At 45.6% G+C, this 13,758-nt stretch carries 10 protein-coding genes; 5 read left to right on the top strand and 5 right to left on the bottom strand.

Annotated features, from left to right (window positions below):
* Positions 1-27: 27 nt before the first annotated feature.
* Together ON006_RS23080 and ON006_RS23075 are read right to left on the bottom strand one after the other, a co-directional pair.
* Positions 28-279: a hypothetical protein gene (locus ON006_RS23080; protein ID WP_244822390.1), complete on the bottom strand. Its 252-nt coding sequence runs from the start codon at positions 277-279 to the stop codon at positions 28-30.
* 120 nt (positions 280-399) lie between these two features.
* Positions 400-588, bottom strand: coding sequence for a hypothetical protein (locus ON006_RS23075; RefSeq protein WP_244822389.1), 189 nt, complete (start codon positions 586-588; stop codon positions 400-402).
* A gap of 45 nt (positions 589-633) precedes the next feature.
* On the opposite strand from ON006_RS23075, the gene ON006_RS23070 reads away from it, so the two are divergent.
* The 5 genes from ON006_RS23070 (at position 634) to ON006_RS23050 (ending at position 5,836) form a co-directional block, all read left to right on the top strand.
* Positions 634-783 carry a hypothetical protein gene (locus ON006_RS23070; RefSeq protein ID WP_244822388.1) on the top strand — a complete coding sequence of 50 codons (150 nt, stop codon included), beginning with the start codon at positions 634-636 and terminating at the stop codon, positions 781-783.
* 27 nt (positions 784-810) lie between these two features.
* Complete coding sequence (locus ON006_RS23065) at positions 811-1,242, top strand: hypothetical protein (RefSeq protein WP_244822387.1); 432 nt, start codon at positions 811-813, stop codon at positions 1,240-1,242.
* Positions 1,243-1,309: 67 nt separating this feature from the next.
* Entirely contained in the window at positions 1,310-4,336 is a 3,027-nt protein-coding gene (locus tag ON006_RS23060; RefSeq protein ID WP_244822386.1) for a sensor histidine kinase, read from the top strand.
* Complete coding sequence (locus ON006_RS23055; protein ID WP_244822385.1) at positions 4,333-5,139, top strand: LytR/AlgR family response regulator transcription factor; 807 nt, start codon at positions 4,333-4,335, stop codon at positions 5,137-5,139. The genes ON006_RS23060 and ON006_RS23055 overlap by 4 nt, the downstream gene beginning before the upstream one ends.
* Positions 5,140-5,362: 223 nt before the next feature.
* Positions 5,363-5,836 (top strand): DUF6252 domain-containing protein, encoded by a 474-nt coding sequence (locus ON006_RS23050; RefSeq protein WP_244822384.1) that lies wholly within the window; start codon positions 5,363-5,365, stop codon positions 5,834-5,836.
* A gap of 63 nt (positions 5,837-5,899) precedes the next feature.
* Here the strand turns inward: ON006_RS23050 and ON006_RS23045 are convergent, their stop codons facing one another.
* From ON006_RS23045 to ON006_RS23035, 3 genes are all read right to left on the bottom strand, one after another.
* Entirely contained in the window at positions 5,900-8,308 is a 2,409-nt protein-coding gene (locus tag ON006_RS23045) for an ABC transporter permease (RefSeq protein WP_244822383.1), read from the bottom strand.
* A gap of 19 nt (positions 8,309-8,327) precedes the next feature.
* Positions 8,328-10,973, bottom strand: a complete 2,646-nt coding sequence (locus ON006_RS23040; RefSeq protein ID WP_244822382.1) for an FtsX-like permease family protein — start codon at positions 10,971-10,973, stop codon at positions 8,328-8,330.
* A gap of 96 nt (positions 10,974-11,069) precedes the next feature.
* Positions 11,070-13,700: an ABC transporter permease gene (locus ON006_RS23035; protein ID WP_244822381.1), complete on the bottom strand. Its 2,631-nt coding sequence runs from the start codon at positions 13,698-13,700 to the stop codon at positions 11,070-11,072.
* Between the last annotated feature and the right edge of the window lie 58 nt (positions 13,701-13,758).

Genomic DNA, 13,758 nt, shown 5'->3' with positions numbered 1-13,758 from the left:
TCACATGATCAACCCCGGGGGGAAGACTCAAACCTTCGAGTGATTAGGGGAGGCCGCTTCCAGGTCCGATTCCCAAAAGGGTTCTGTTACCACGGTTTTGTTTTCAGTGACCCACGTACACCAGACCCTTCCGTTGTAGGTGCGCCTGACGATCGGTAACGAGGGGTTTCCATCAGCATAGGTTGTGGTTTCAACGATTTGGTATTCATCCACTTGCATCAACCTGGATCCATTCTTCTCTTTGACCCAGTCGTTTTTGATAAAATTTAACGTAACCATTGGTAATGAAATTTTTATAACGCTGAATAGGAAAATTAAAATGTTATGCCATGAAATAACGTAGGCGAACCCAATACCGACCGCCTGTCAGTAGTATAGAATTAACTGGTAGAATTATTTTTATTTTGTTACTAACGCATCCATTTTGCTATTAAGTATCATACTTGCATAAGTGTAGCTTTTTTGATACATCATGACTAACCCCGGCTGGTGCTTTTTGTTCTTACCTGCTTCTCCAATTATCAACTGAATTCCGCCGGTTTTTTTCAAAATCGGCCCGGATGTCAATTCTGGCAATTCTCCCTGCATTTATGACTCATTTTTAATGTGATAATTTATCCACAAAATAAAAATATGAGCATGGGACGTGGCGAACAAGTTACCAAAAAAGTCGGATTCAAGGCTGCCAAAGACTGGCTTCGGCGATTCCTGGAAAGAGGTTTCGACTGGATTGCCTTGTTCATTATTGCATTGATTATACTTCTGAGCCTTGTTTTCTTTTGAATTTTTTATACTCATCCCGCAACAGTCATGAAATCGTTCCTCATTTATTTGGCATTGAGTACATTGTTAATAATTTGCTATTGCGAAAAGAAATACGCAGGTACCGAGCGGGAAGCGGTTTTCAATGCTTCGGTAGTAGGGTCGCGGTTTTTTGTAGGTCGGTTTGCTAAAAGCGAAGGGCCTTCCGACGATCCTACTTTTAGGATGCAATTGCAGATCAATGATAGTTTTGTAAGAGGATCGTATCGCCCTCTGAATTCAAACGTTGATGTGGAACTGATAGGTGCGGTGAACAGCCTGAATGAACTGATACTGATTGAGTCCGGCAATGGTAAGGCGACCGGTACATTTAAAGGCAAATTGGTAAACGGGGGCAATCGGCTGCTCCGTTTGTCGGGTGTTTGGACAGGAGTAGACGCTGCGGACCCGTACTATTTTTTGGTAGATGAAGTCCGCTAGCTACAATGATAGAATGATATGACAGATTTATGAATTATTATACAATTGTATTAATTAACAGCGTTTTATGGGGTTTTTAAAGGGTCTACTACTGATTTTGATAGCCTGTTCTCAGATCAATGCCCAAATGCCCATGCTGACGCTCGAACACCTCACCACAAAAGAGGGGCTTCCTTCTAACGAGGTATGGTGCATTTCCAATGATAAACAAGGCTTTTTATGGATTGGGACTGGAAGGAATATTTGCCGCTACGACGGCTACGACTTCCTGCGGCTGGATAGTCTGCAATTGGGCTATTGCTCCGGAGTCTCTACTAGTTCCAATGGCGATATCTATACATCCAATGATACCAGAGGCCTCTCGAAAATAGAAGCCAAAACACTTGCAGTCAGTACAATTGCTGTTAATAATTATGACGATGCGGATCCGGGAAACGACCTGCATGAGCAGAGCATGGTGGACAGCTACGACCAGGTATGGGTGTGTGATTACACTTCCGTAAAGCGGTACGATCCGGCCACGAAGAAGCTTCACCGCTATACATTTTCAACCACCGTGTCAGGAGGGGACGTGTATCAGTATGCGAGCTTTTACGAAGATGCCAGCGGTACATTCTGGATTGTTTCTGAACTAGGCCTGTATCGTTACGACCGGAAAGCTGACAAATTAGTCTGTCACCTGGGAATGGAAGCCATTTTACCAAAAAACAGGGTGCCGGTCCGCCTTTGCAAAGCCTCTGGCGATGGGGCAGGAAATCTCTGGATCGGTGGCTACGAGTATGGCTTGGTCTGGTATTCCCCGAAAACAGATGAATTCAAGATCCGGAAAGAAGGTTTCGAACATAATAATGTGATATGCGCCCAGGAATCAAAAGATGAAAACGGCAAGAGGATCATTTTCATTGGTACCAATGATGGGATCAGTGTGTTTTATCCCTACAAAAATGAGTTGTACCATTTACCGCAGTTTTACAACGATGGTATCAAGGTCAAGGGTATGTTTGACGACCGCGCAAACAGCATTCTATGGATCGCGACCAACGATGGCGTTTACAAGTACCGTTACCGCAATGCAGGGATACGCACTACCGGTCTCGCACCTGGCGTAGTGAGGTTACCGGTTCAGGTGACCAGTATTTTACCGGCACCCGGCGGGAGCTACCTGCTGGGATTGTCTCATTCAGGTGCGCTGTGCTGGAAGCCAGCCAGCAATCAGTTTCGCTTTCTGCCTTTCCCTATTGACGCGCTAACTGACAAAATAAGGTGGATCATGGATCGGCCTTTCGCATTCACGGATAAGGGGATTTTTACCGGAGACATTGAAAATGGACGTTTTACCCTTTGGAAACCTTCCGTCGAACTATTTAAAAATAAGGATTTCCGCGACGGACTGCTGGACCGGAAGGGGCGCCTGTGGATTGCTAATTTGAATGAGGGGTTAAAAGTAATTGATCCTAAAACAAATAGGGAGATCAAAGTTTTCCCTGATGAAGAAGCGCGCAAGCTCGTGCAGCTTAGCTATGTTAAAGGCATTATAGAAGGGAATGACGGGCGGATCTGGGTTGCGTCCTGCTCGCGGGGATTGTTTTTCTTTGACGAAGAACATTCAAAATTTGTGAACATAGAAAAGCTGCCGGAAAATAAAGGCCTCAGGATTGGTGGGGACTGCATTAATGGCTTGCAGAAAACCGCTGACGGTTCTATCCTGATCGCTAGCTGGGGAGGAGTATCCAAGATTTCGTCAAAAGGAAAGATACTGACAACATTTGAGTTCAAATCAGGCTTGCTGATCGACACTTATTGTGCAAACATTGCAGAGATGCCAGACGGAAATATCTGGTTTAGTACCAATGAAGGTATCCACATTGCCAATCCCAAAACACGTACAGTCCGCTACCTCACGACGATTGACGGGCTTCGAAGCAACGCTCCTGTCGGGTTTTATTATAACCAGAAGAATGAGCTGATGCTGGGGCTGACGAATGCTATTAATATTTTGAATATCAGCCAGCTGAATGGCGACGTTACCAAGCCGCGCGTCGAAATGAGTTCGATCGAAGTGAAAGGCAAAATGCTGCATCATGATCTTGCAAACGAAATAGAATTGCAGCCGGACGAAAATTCGATCACGTTCAATTTCACCACACTCAATTTTGAACCGACTTCGAAGAATTTATTCAGTTATCAGCTCGAAGGATTTGAGTCATCCTGGGTGGATCTGGGAAATCAGCATTCGGTATCTTTTACCAATTTGTCGGCCAAATCATACACACTGCGTGTCAAAAGCAGCAACAGTTCTGGCCAGGGGAGTGATAAACCATTGATCGTCAGGTTCTCGGTGAAGCCATACTTTACCAGTACCTGGTTTTTCAGGACGCTGATCGGGCTTACCATTGCGGCGCTGATCGTGCTCATGATGCGGTGGCGGGTTAATACCCTTGCTGAAAGGAACCGACTTGATCTGGAAATTACCGAATGGAGGCTTAAAGCTCTCCAATCGCAGATGAACCCCCATTTTCTGTTCAATTCACTGAACTCTGTGCAGAATTACCTGCTGACGAACCGGGGTGTTGAGGGAGCCAGATACCTTTCCAAATTCTCTAAGCTCGTACGGCGGATCATGGAAAACTCAAATCATCAGTACCTGTCTTTCGAGCAGATCATTGACACGCTGAGAATGTATGTCGAAATAGAGTCTTTCCGGTTCAATCACGAGTTTACCTACGACTTTGACATTGAAGAGAACGACGTGCTGCTCGACGCACATTTGCCGCCAATGCTCCTGCAACCGTATGTGGAGAATGCGATCTGGCATGGACTGATGCCCAAGGAAGGAGAGAAAAAGCTGAAAATTACCGCCAGGGTGGAAAAGAAACACCTGGTATGTACGATTGAAGACAATGGCGTGGGGCGCACTTTCGCGCCGAGATCAGAGGGGCATATTTCGCGTGGACAGGAAATGACCAAGGGGATTTTTGAGTCACTTCGCCGGAAAGAGAGCGAGGCGAAAATTGAAATGATTGATTTGTTTGATTCTGCAAATAATCCCGCCGGGACGCGGGTAAGGCTCACGATTCCACTTGAAAACGTATGAAACAACATCTACGCGCCATTATTATTGATGACGAAACCAATGCCCGCGAGGCGCTGACCAATCTGCTCGCATTGATTTGCCCCGAAGTGGAAATTTGCGGCGAGGCCAAAAACGCCGATCTCGGTATTGAGCTCATCAGCAAAGTAAAACCCAATCTGGTATTCCTTGACATTCAGATGCCCGGTAAGACGGGATTTGACTTGCTAGCATCATTTGAAAAAGTAGATTTTGGGGTCATTTTCACGACGGCTTACCAGGAGTATGCGATCCGGGCATTCCGGTTCAGCGCGATTGACTACCTGCTCAAACCCATTGATCCCGAAGAGCTGGAAGCGGCCGTCGCCAAGTTTAAATCGCAGGTGGCGAGTGTAAATCCGCAGCAATTGCAAATTTTACAGGAACACCTCGATCCCGCGCGTAGCCTGCGCCTGGTTCAGCGTACCCGGAATGACAATCAGCGCATTGCATTGCCTACTGCTGAGGGGATACATTTCGTGCAAATGACGGACATCATTCAATGTGAGTCACTAGGTTCCTATACCAAATTTCACCTGGTCAAAGGCCCGGCGATTGTCGTATCGCGGTTATTGAAAGAGTACGAAGAGATTCTGGACAATTACTATTTCTTCCGCGTTCACCAGTCCAATATCATTAACCTCGAACACATTAAAAGATATGTGAAGGGAGACGGTGGGCAGGTGTGGATGAGCGATAATACCGAAATAGAGGTCTCCCGTCGCCGCAAAGATGAATTTCTGTTGCTACTGTCGGAATTCTACGTGAATTCGGGCAAACTGAAATAAACCCTCCGCTTCCCCGGCTCCGTTGCGCTGCCTTTTATTTTCAGCCGGATGTAGAGTTAATTCCGCCGACTCTAAACCAAAACCAGCCTCATACATAGTCCCTTCTACGGAGCCTTTTTGTTGTATTAGTTTTGAAATGTCAAAAGGGAACAAAGACAAAAAATAGCATCCTGTCTGTTTCCCGGTTCAAAATCTTAAACAACAATCCAATCATTTATTAGTTATGAAAACTTTACAAATCGCAGTTCTTTTCGCCATTATCGGTCTTGTTACTTTCAGCTCATGCAGCAAAAAATCGGACGATGTTACTCCTGATCCGGCAGCAACAGTAGGATTTCAGGTGAAAGTGGATGGCAAAACTTACGCACCGGATTACGCTTATGCACTGGCCAGCTTTCCGGGGGCAAATGGTTACTATGCTGTTTATGGTCTGGATAGCAAAACCAGTGATGTAGTTGCGATCGCCTTGCCAAATTCAGCCGTAGAAGGTACATACCCTATCAATGCAGTTAATTTCGGCATCCTGACGTTGAATAAGGAAGACTTTTCAACTATCAACGGTGGAGATGGTAAAGTGACGATCACCAAGAAAACGGCAACACAACTGCAGGGCACGTTCAGTTTCACCGCTTTTGATGCAGCAGGCAAAGTAAAACGCACCCTGACAGAAGGAAGCTTTAATGTCAATATTCGCTAAGATCCGGTAGTTATATTAATCTATACCCACACGAGGCTGTCTTTCGGGACAGCCTTTTTTGCATTACTCGCTCTGCAAACTTCTGACCGGATCGAGCAAAGCTGCGCGGATCGCCTGGTAACTCACAGTGAGTAACGTAATGGCCAATGCCCCGATACCAGAGGCTGCAAATATCCACCATGATATTTCGGTACGATAGGTGTATTTCTCCAACCAGCTATTCATCAAAAAGTAAGCGACGGGCCCGGATATCAGGCAAGATAAAATGACCAGAAAGACAAAGTCTTTCGATAATAGCTGCCACAAATTGGCAATGGAAGCGCCCAATACTTTACGGATTCCAATTTCTTTGGTACGCTGCTCGGCAACGAACGAGGCCAGCCCGAACAAGCCGAGGCAGGAGATGAATATGGCAAGTGCTGCAAAGAAAGTGGCCAGTTTGCCTATCCGCTCTTCGCGGGCAAATTTCTTGGCATATTCTTCGTCTACAAACTGATAGTCGAAGGGTGCCGAGGGGATCAGCTTCTTGAAAACAGCTTCAATTCGCGGCAATGCTTTGCTGGTACTCATGTTTGGGTTCATTTTAATGTTGATCCAATCCACGCCACCGTTGTGTCCTTTTACAAAAAATATCGTTGGTTCAATGGCGTCATAAGGAGACTCCATGATCATATTCTTGATAACCCCCAGGATTTTGTAGTCCAGTACCTTGTCACCCCGGTACCATTTCCAGCGAACAGGCTCCCCGATCGGATTTTCCAGTTTCATGAATTTCATCGCTGCCTCATTGATGACAATTCCGGAAGAGTCGGTAGCGATTTCCCTTGAAAAGTCGCGGCCTTTGATAAATTGCCAGCCGACGGTTTTTCCGTGCTCATGCGTTACAGCCAGCGTTCCGAAGTCTTGCTCGGCATTGCCATTCTTCCATTCAAAACCGGAATTGCCGGAAGCGACATTGGTCACGGTACCCATTGATTCAGACATTTCGGATACCGCGCCGGTCGCTTTCAATTCATCCCTCAGTAAGTCATATTTTCCGTAGAAATCATCAGAAACCATTCTTAGCATGATCAAACCATCACGTGTGTAGCCTACCGGCCTGTTTTTGGCAATCTGGATCTGACGAATGATCACGATCGTGCTGATGATCAATGTCACTGAAACGGTGAACTGCATCACGACCAGTACTTTACGGGGAATGGTGGCGAAACGTCCGACACGGAATGCGCCTTTCAGAACTTTAACCGGTTGGAATGCAGACAAATAAAGTGCAGGATAACTGCCCGCCAGTAAACCGGTTACTAAAACAAAACTCAGACTGGACAGCCAGAAATACGGATTCCCCCAAAGCATGGACATTTGCTTCGCGGCCAGATCATTAAACCAGGATAATAAAGCGGTAGCCATCAATATCGCGAAAACAAAGGCGATCAGGACGACGAGTAGTGATTCGCTCAAAAACTGATTGACCAATTGGGTACGAAGCGAACCGATAGCTTTACGGATTCCCACTTCCTTCGCCCGTTTTTCGGAGCGGGCGGTACTTAGGTTCATAAAATTGATGCAGGCCAATAGTAGTACAAAAGCCCCGATAATGCCCACTGTCCAAACCAGCCGTACCGGTTCGGCGTCGGCTGCTCCCCGGTTGAAACCATGCAAATGCCAGTTATCCATTGGATGTAGGAAAACCTGAGGCCTCTGCGCAGCCTGATCCTTGTAATTGGTCAGATTTTTCAGTTCCGCGTCCTTAATGATGGTTGAAACTTTCGAAAAGTTATCCTCCGGCTTTATTTCAGCATAAATCGTCAGAAAATGATTGCTCCAATCCTGCGTGGCCCTTTCTTCGATCCAAGTGTTTTGGGTAAGCCACAGATCAAATGGTGAAACGAATTTCACTTCGTTGAAATGACTGTTCATAGGCATATCTTCATATACCCCGGTTACCCGAACATCAATCTTGTTATTCATTTTTAATGTCCGGTTCACAGGGTTCTGGTCACCAAAAAGCGATTTGGCCGTTGTAGCGGATAGCATAATGGAATACGGGTCCGCCAGGCCGGCATGCGAACCATGAATCATTTTCAGCGAAAGCATATCGGGAGCCTCTTTATCCCAGAACTGCCCTTTTCTGGAAATCTTTTTATCTCCGGCCGAAAGAATGTAATCCTGCCGCCACGAAACCCTCACCAGATTATTGAAATTGTTCTGATAATGGTTTTTCAGTTCGGTAAACAGCGGATAGGGCATGGAATTGTTGATACCATGCTCGCCGGTGCCTGTGAACCGTGTCATTACCTGGGCAATGCTGCCGTGACGGGTGTGGTACCTGTTAAAACTCAGTTCGTCGTAAAGCCACAAACCAATCAGAATGGCTACGGCCATACCCACGGCCAGTCCGCCAATGTTAATGGCAGAGTAGCCTTTGTTTTTCAGAAGATTTCGAAAGGCGATTTTGTAATAGTTGCGTATCATAGTCTAGGTGTTAAAGTCTTTATTCTGAGCGTAAAGACTTCACCGGATTCATTAACGCTGCACGGATCGCCTGAAAACTTATTGTTAGTAATGTCACAATCAATGCTCCGCCCGCGGAGGCAGCAAAGATCCACCAGGAAATTTCGGTTCGGTACGTATATTTCTGTAACCAGCCTGTCATCAAATACCAGGCAATGGGTGCGGAAATGATACACGAAACGATCACCAGGATCACAAAGTCTTTGGACAAAAGCCGCCATAACCCTGCTACTGATGCTCCAAGTACCTTGCGTATTCCAATTTCCTTGGTACGCTGTTCGGCTACAAAAGAAGCAAGCCCAAACAGCCCCAGACAGGAGATCAAAATGGCAAGTACTGCAAAGAATGTAGTCAGCTTCGCGATACGCTCTTCATCACTGAATTTCTTTGCATATTCCTGGTCTGCGAAACTGTATTGGAACAAATTTTCCGGATCATATTTTTTGAAAACAGCCTGAATTTGAGTCAATGCCTGCGAAGCACTGGCAGAAGGCTTGATCTTCATATTGACCAGACTTATCCTTTTATAATTAATAAAGAAGATCGTCTGTTTCGCCGGCTCATAAGGTGATTGGGTTACGAGATCTTTCACTACACCAATGACCTTGTAACCGCCATTTTTGCCCCATTGAATGATTTGACAAACCGGATTTTTCAGTCCCATGTATTTGACAGCGGCTTCATTCAGTATAAAACCCATTGAATCCGTGGGGAATTCTTTGGAAAAATCGCGGCCTTCCTTGATTTTCCAATCAATGGTTTTGCCAAATTCATGGGTCACCCGCAATGTTACAAACTCGTCGGCCATCGCCGGATCTTTGCCTGGCCAGGTAAGCCCACCGTTAGTGACGTAGGTGTTGGTAACCGGGCTGTCGGTTGCGGCCATTTCCTCCACTGCTCCGGTGTTGAGCAAATCGTTCCGAAAGGCTGCAAAGTGTTTAATGATCTCGTCAGATTTAATCGGACTGCTGACAAGTTGTTGTCGGCTGTAACCGATTGGCCGGTTTTTAGCAAATTGTATCTGACGGAAAACGATAATGGTGCCGATGATCAGCGTTACTGAAACGGTAAACTGCAAAACGACCAAAACCTTGCGCGGCGAACCCGACAAACGCCCCGTATTTAATTTCGCTGTTATGCCTTTTAACGCTGCAATGGGTTTGAATGAAGACAGATAAAGTGCAGGATAACTGCCGGCAAGAAGTCCGGTAAAAAGCACAAAACCCAAACACGAGGCCCAGAAATAAGGCACATTCCAGGGAATATTGATCCGTTTGTCGACTACCTGATTGAATTGGGGAAGACAAAGCCTTGTGAGGATAATAGCGAAGAAAAAAGCAATGAAAACGACCAGTAACGATTCGCCCAGAAACTGCAATGCCAGCTGGCTTTTTGCCGAGCCTACTGCTTTGCGAACGCCTATCTCTTTTGCTCGCTTTTCACTTCTGGCCGTGTTCAGGTTCATAAAATTGATGCAGGCCAATAGCAGTACAAACATTCCGATGACGCCAAACAGCCTTACATTCGCGATCCTGCCTCCAACGATTTTGCCGTTCTTGAATTCAGAATACAAATTCCATTTAGCCATAGGCTGTAAAAAGACAACCGGGTTATACTTGGTTTCTTCGGCGTCGATATTATTAAGCTTCGACTTGCTAATGTTGGCCGATACCTGCTCCATCTTAGCTTTTTCGGCGATTTGTACATAAATCTCAAACCAGTTGTTCCCCCAGCCAAGCCATGGCGGTAAATTCTGTTCCACCAGTTTCCACGGCGCAATGAAAGCTAGATTAGCAAACGTAGCATTACGTGGCAAATCGGCATAAACGCCTGTTACTTTGACAACCTGGTCATTATCGATCTTCACGACCTTATCCATTGGCTCGGCATTTCCAAAAATCGCTTCACTGGCCGATTCGGAAAGCATGATGGAGTTGGGATCTGAGAGACCTGATCGGGTGCCTTTCAGCATTTTCAATGAAAGCATTTCAGCAGCTTCCGGTCCCATGTAGTAACCGTTCTGATTGATCTTTTTAGAGCCAAAAGTCAACAGGTGATCTCCACGTCCGCCAGCCAGTACTATATGTTTGAAATTATTGCCATACTTGTTCCGGAGTTCCGGTTCGAGCTGCATAGGCGCATTTCCACCCGTTTGAATTTCACCATTGAATGTTTGATGTTGCATTACCTGAGCGATGCGGTCATAGTTTTCGTGGACTCTGTTAAATGAAATCTCGTCAAATACCCAGAGCCCGATCAGCATAGCCACCGCCATTCCCACGGCCAATCCGCCAATGTTAATGGCAGCATAACCCTTGTTTTTTAACAGGTTCCTGAAAGCGATTTTGAAATAATTACGGATCATGGCGTGACTGAAGAAATAGGTTTTGGAATAATCATTGGAATTTTTTTCTCTGGCAAATGGGCGTAGTAATTTAAATACGCTCAGAATATACCGCCACCGTGCCTTTCGCTCACCGTCGGTTTTTAACCAATAATTGTGCATTTCCAACAAGTCGCCCTGAACCTCTTCCAAGGTATTTGGGTCGGCAAGCCAGGCTAGTAGCTTGGTGGCCCAGCGAGGAGGCCTTTGGCTTTCGGCGGTCGGCTTTCGGCTGTCAGCCATTGTTTGTTAAGTTTTGTATAATCAATTACTTATTTGCCTAAAACACCAATCCAAACCTAACCCGACAGCCGACTGCCAACAGCCGAAGTAGTTCCTTCACTCGCTCCGCAACGACTTCACCGGGTTCATCAAGGCAGTTTTAATGGATTGAAAACTCACTGTTAACACTGTGAGTACCAAAGCCCCTCCCCCTGATACCACGAATATCCACCACGATATTTCTGTGTGATAGTTGTATTTCTGCAACCAGACATTCATGAAATAATAAGCGATCGGAGCCGAGATCATGCACGAGATCAGGATGAGCCATACAAATTCCCGTGAAAGCATTTGAAATAAACCAGCAACAGAAGCCCCCAACACCTTACGAATACCAATCTCTTTGGTACGTTGCTCGGCGGTGAACGAGGCCAGCCCGAAAAGTCCAAGGCAAGAAATGAAAATTGCGGTCAGCGCAAATATGGCGGCTAACTTACCCACCTGGTTTTCAGTGGCGAACTTTTGGTCAAATTCGTCATCTACGAAGCTATATTCAAAGGGTAGTGAAGGATTGTATTTCTCGAAAATAGACTGGACGTCGGCTAATGCTGCTTTTAAATTCGTATCTGGTTTGAGTCTCAGAAAAATATTGCTGACAACAGCAGGATTAAACAGGATGGCCAACGGATAAACAGGCTGAAACGGATCTTCCAGGATCAGGTTTTCCACAACACCCACAATCGTCAGCACCCGGTTGCCTGAGCGCATAGTTTTCCCGATTGGATCCTTGTAGCCGATCACTTTAAGAGCAGCTTCGTTCAGAATAACTGCATTAGAATCGGATTTATAATCTTTGGAAAAAGGGCGGCCTTGCTTGAACTTTAACCCAGCCGTTTTTTCAAAATCCCATTCGGTCATAATTGCATCCAGGGCGATGTCGGAATTTGGCTCCTTGCCTGTCCAGGAAAAATCACTCCACCGGTTATAAACGCGCGTCATCGGTTGGGAGGCTTTCGAAACGGATGCTATGAAGCCATTGTTCAACAACTCCTGTTTTAAAGGGATAAAGTTTTTTACAAGATCATCGGTGGAATTAATGGAGATCAGATTGTCGGTATTATAGCCAACTGGGCGGTTTTTTGCGTAGCTAATTTGTTTGTAGACGATGACAGTACTGATTATCAAACCAATCGAAACGGTAAACTGGGAAACTACCAGGACCTGGCGCAGGGTGACCGATTTTTTTCCCTGAATGAATTTTCCTTTTAAAACTTTGACAGGAGCAAAAGACGAAAGGTACAATGCCGGATAGCTTCCGGAAATCAGGCTTGTCAGGATACAAACCAGGAAAACCATCGCCAATAAGTTCAGATCGTTCAAATTCAGCGCGATATTCGCGAAACCAATGTCTTTAAGGGCTGGAATAATCAGCTTGATCAGGAAAATTGACACCATGAATGCGAGGAGTGCGGTTAGCAACGATTCACAGAAAAATTGAAGTATGAGTTGCTTGCGCTGCGAACCCACTGCTTTGCGAATGCCAACTTCCCTGGCCCTCTTCTCCGAACGTGCTGTGGACAGGTTCATGAAATTAATACAGGCGATCAACAGCACGAAAATCCCGATCATGCCGAACAAGCGTACATACTCGATTTTCCCGCCCGCATTGGTCCAGTTTACATAATTGTCATACAGGTGCCACTTGGTTAGCGGATGTAAAAACAGCGTCTGATTCTTCTGGTTCTTGTCTCTCAGAACATTCAAGGGTGCTATCTTTTTGGAAAAAGCCTGCATATCAGCCTCTTCTTCAAGCTCTACCACATTCAACAGGAAGTTATTTCCCCAATTGGTCTTATTATTTTTGACAAAATCACTAACCAGCACGCCAAACTCATATGGCACGAGGAAGTCAAATTGTATGGTGGAATTCCCTGGGACGTCTTGTACAACTGCGGTTACCTGCAATTGATAATTATTGTCCAGTTTAACCAGCTTCCCAATGGGATCAGCTTTTCCAAACAGCGCCCCTGCAAGTGACTTGGTAAGAACAATGGTATTGGGGTTGCTCAATGCTGTTTTGATGTTGCCTTCAAGGAGTGAGAAGGAAAACATTTCTAAAAAATCCGGGTCAACAAACTGCCCTTCTTTAATAAAACTATTGTTATTGGCCGCCAGGCTGTGCCGTCCGCCCATATCCATCCGGGTTATTCTTTTAACCTCCGGATAATTTGCCCTGAGCTCATAGTACAGGGGCAAAGGTGTGGCATCCTGTGTCTTTTTTTCATTGTTATACAGCGTGTTTTTCTTTATCAGGGCAATGCGTCTGCCGTTTTTATGAAATGTATCAAAACTTATTTCATACCGGGCCCAAAGCCCTATCACTATCGCAAAGGCCATCCCCACTGCCAAACCGGAAATGTTAATGACAGAATAGACCTTATTTTTTACAAGATTTCGAAAAGCAATTTTGAAATAGTTACGTATCATATCATTGCTGAATAAATAGGCTCTCGAATAATCATTAGACTTTTTTTCTCTGGCAAATGGGCGTAGTAATTTAAATACGCTCAGAATATACCGCCACCGTGCCTTTCGTTCACCGTCGTTCTCAGACCAATAAGCATACATTTCCAGCAAATCGCCCTGCACCTCTTCCAAAGTGTTCGGATCGGCCAGCCAGGTTAGTAGGTTGGTGGCCCAGTGAGGGGGCTTTGGGCTTTCAGCAGTCGGCGGTCGGCTTTCGGGCATCTTTTTTACTTTTATAAGTTCTCCGTTTTGCTAAGGTCAATGGTCGAAAGCGAAGCCA

This window comes from Dyadobacter pollutisoli, assembly GCF_026625565.1.
Lineage (GTDB): Bacteria > Bacteroidota > Bacteroidia > Cytophagales > Spirosomataceae > Dyadobacter > Dyadobacter pollutisoli.
This window is presented reverse-complemented; position numbering and strand designations above follow the sequence as displayed.

Coding starts and splice junctions, on each gene's coding strand:
- ON006_RS23080 (WP_244822390.1), bottom strand. CDS start 279: ATGGTTACGTTAAATTTTATCAAAAACGACTGGGTCAAAGAGAAGAAT.
- ON006_RS23075 (WP_244822389.1), bottom strand. CDS start 588: ATGCAGGGAGAATTGCCAGAATTGACATCCGGGCCGATTTTGAAAAAA.
- ON006_RS23070 (WP_244822388.1), top strand. CDS start 634: ATGAGCATGGGACGTGGCGAACAAGTTACCAAAAAAGTCGGATTCAAG.
- ON006_RS23065 (WP_244822387.1), top strand. CDS start 811: ATGAAATCGTTCCTCATTTATTTGGCATTGAGTACATTGTTAATAATT.
- ON006_RS23060 (WP_244822386.1), top strand. CDS start 1,310: ATGGGGTTTTTAAAGGGTCTACTACTGATTTTGATAGCCTGTTCTCAG.
- ON006_RS23055 (WP_244822385.1), top strand. CDS start 4,333: ATGAAACAACATCTACGCGCCATTATTATTGATGACGAAACCAATGCC.
- ON006_RS23050 (WP_244822384.1), top strand. CDS start 5,363: ATGAAAACTTTACAAATCGCAGTTCTTTTCGCCATTATCGGTCTTGTT.
- ON006_RS23045 (WP_244822383.1), bottom strand. CDS start 8,308: ATGATACGCAACTATTACAAAATCGCCTTTCGAAATCTTCTGAAAAAC.
- ON006_RS23040 (WP_244822382.1), bottom strand. CDS start 10,973: ATGGCTGACAGCCGAAAGCCGACCGCCGAAAGCCAAAGGCCTCCTCGC.
- ON006_RS23035 (WP_244822381.1), bottom strand. CDS start 13,700: ATGCCCGAAAGCCGACCGCCGACTGCTGAAAGCCCAAAGCCCCCTCAC.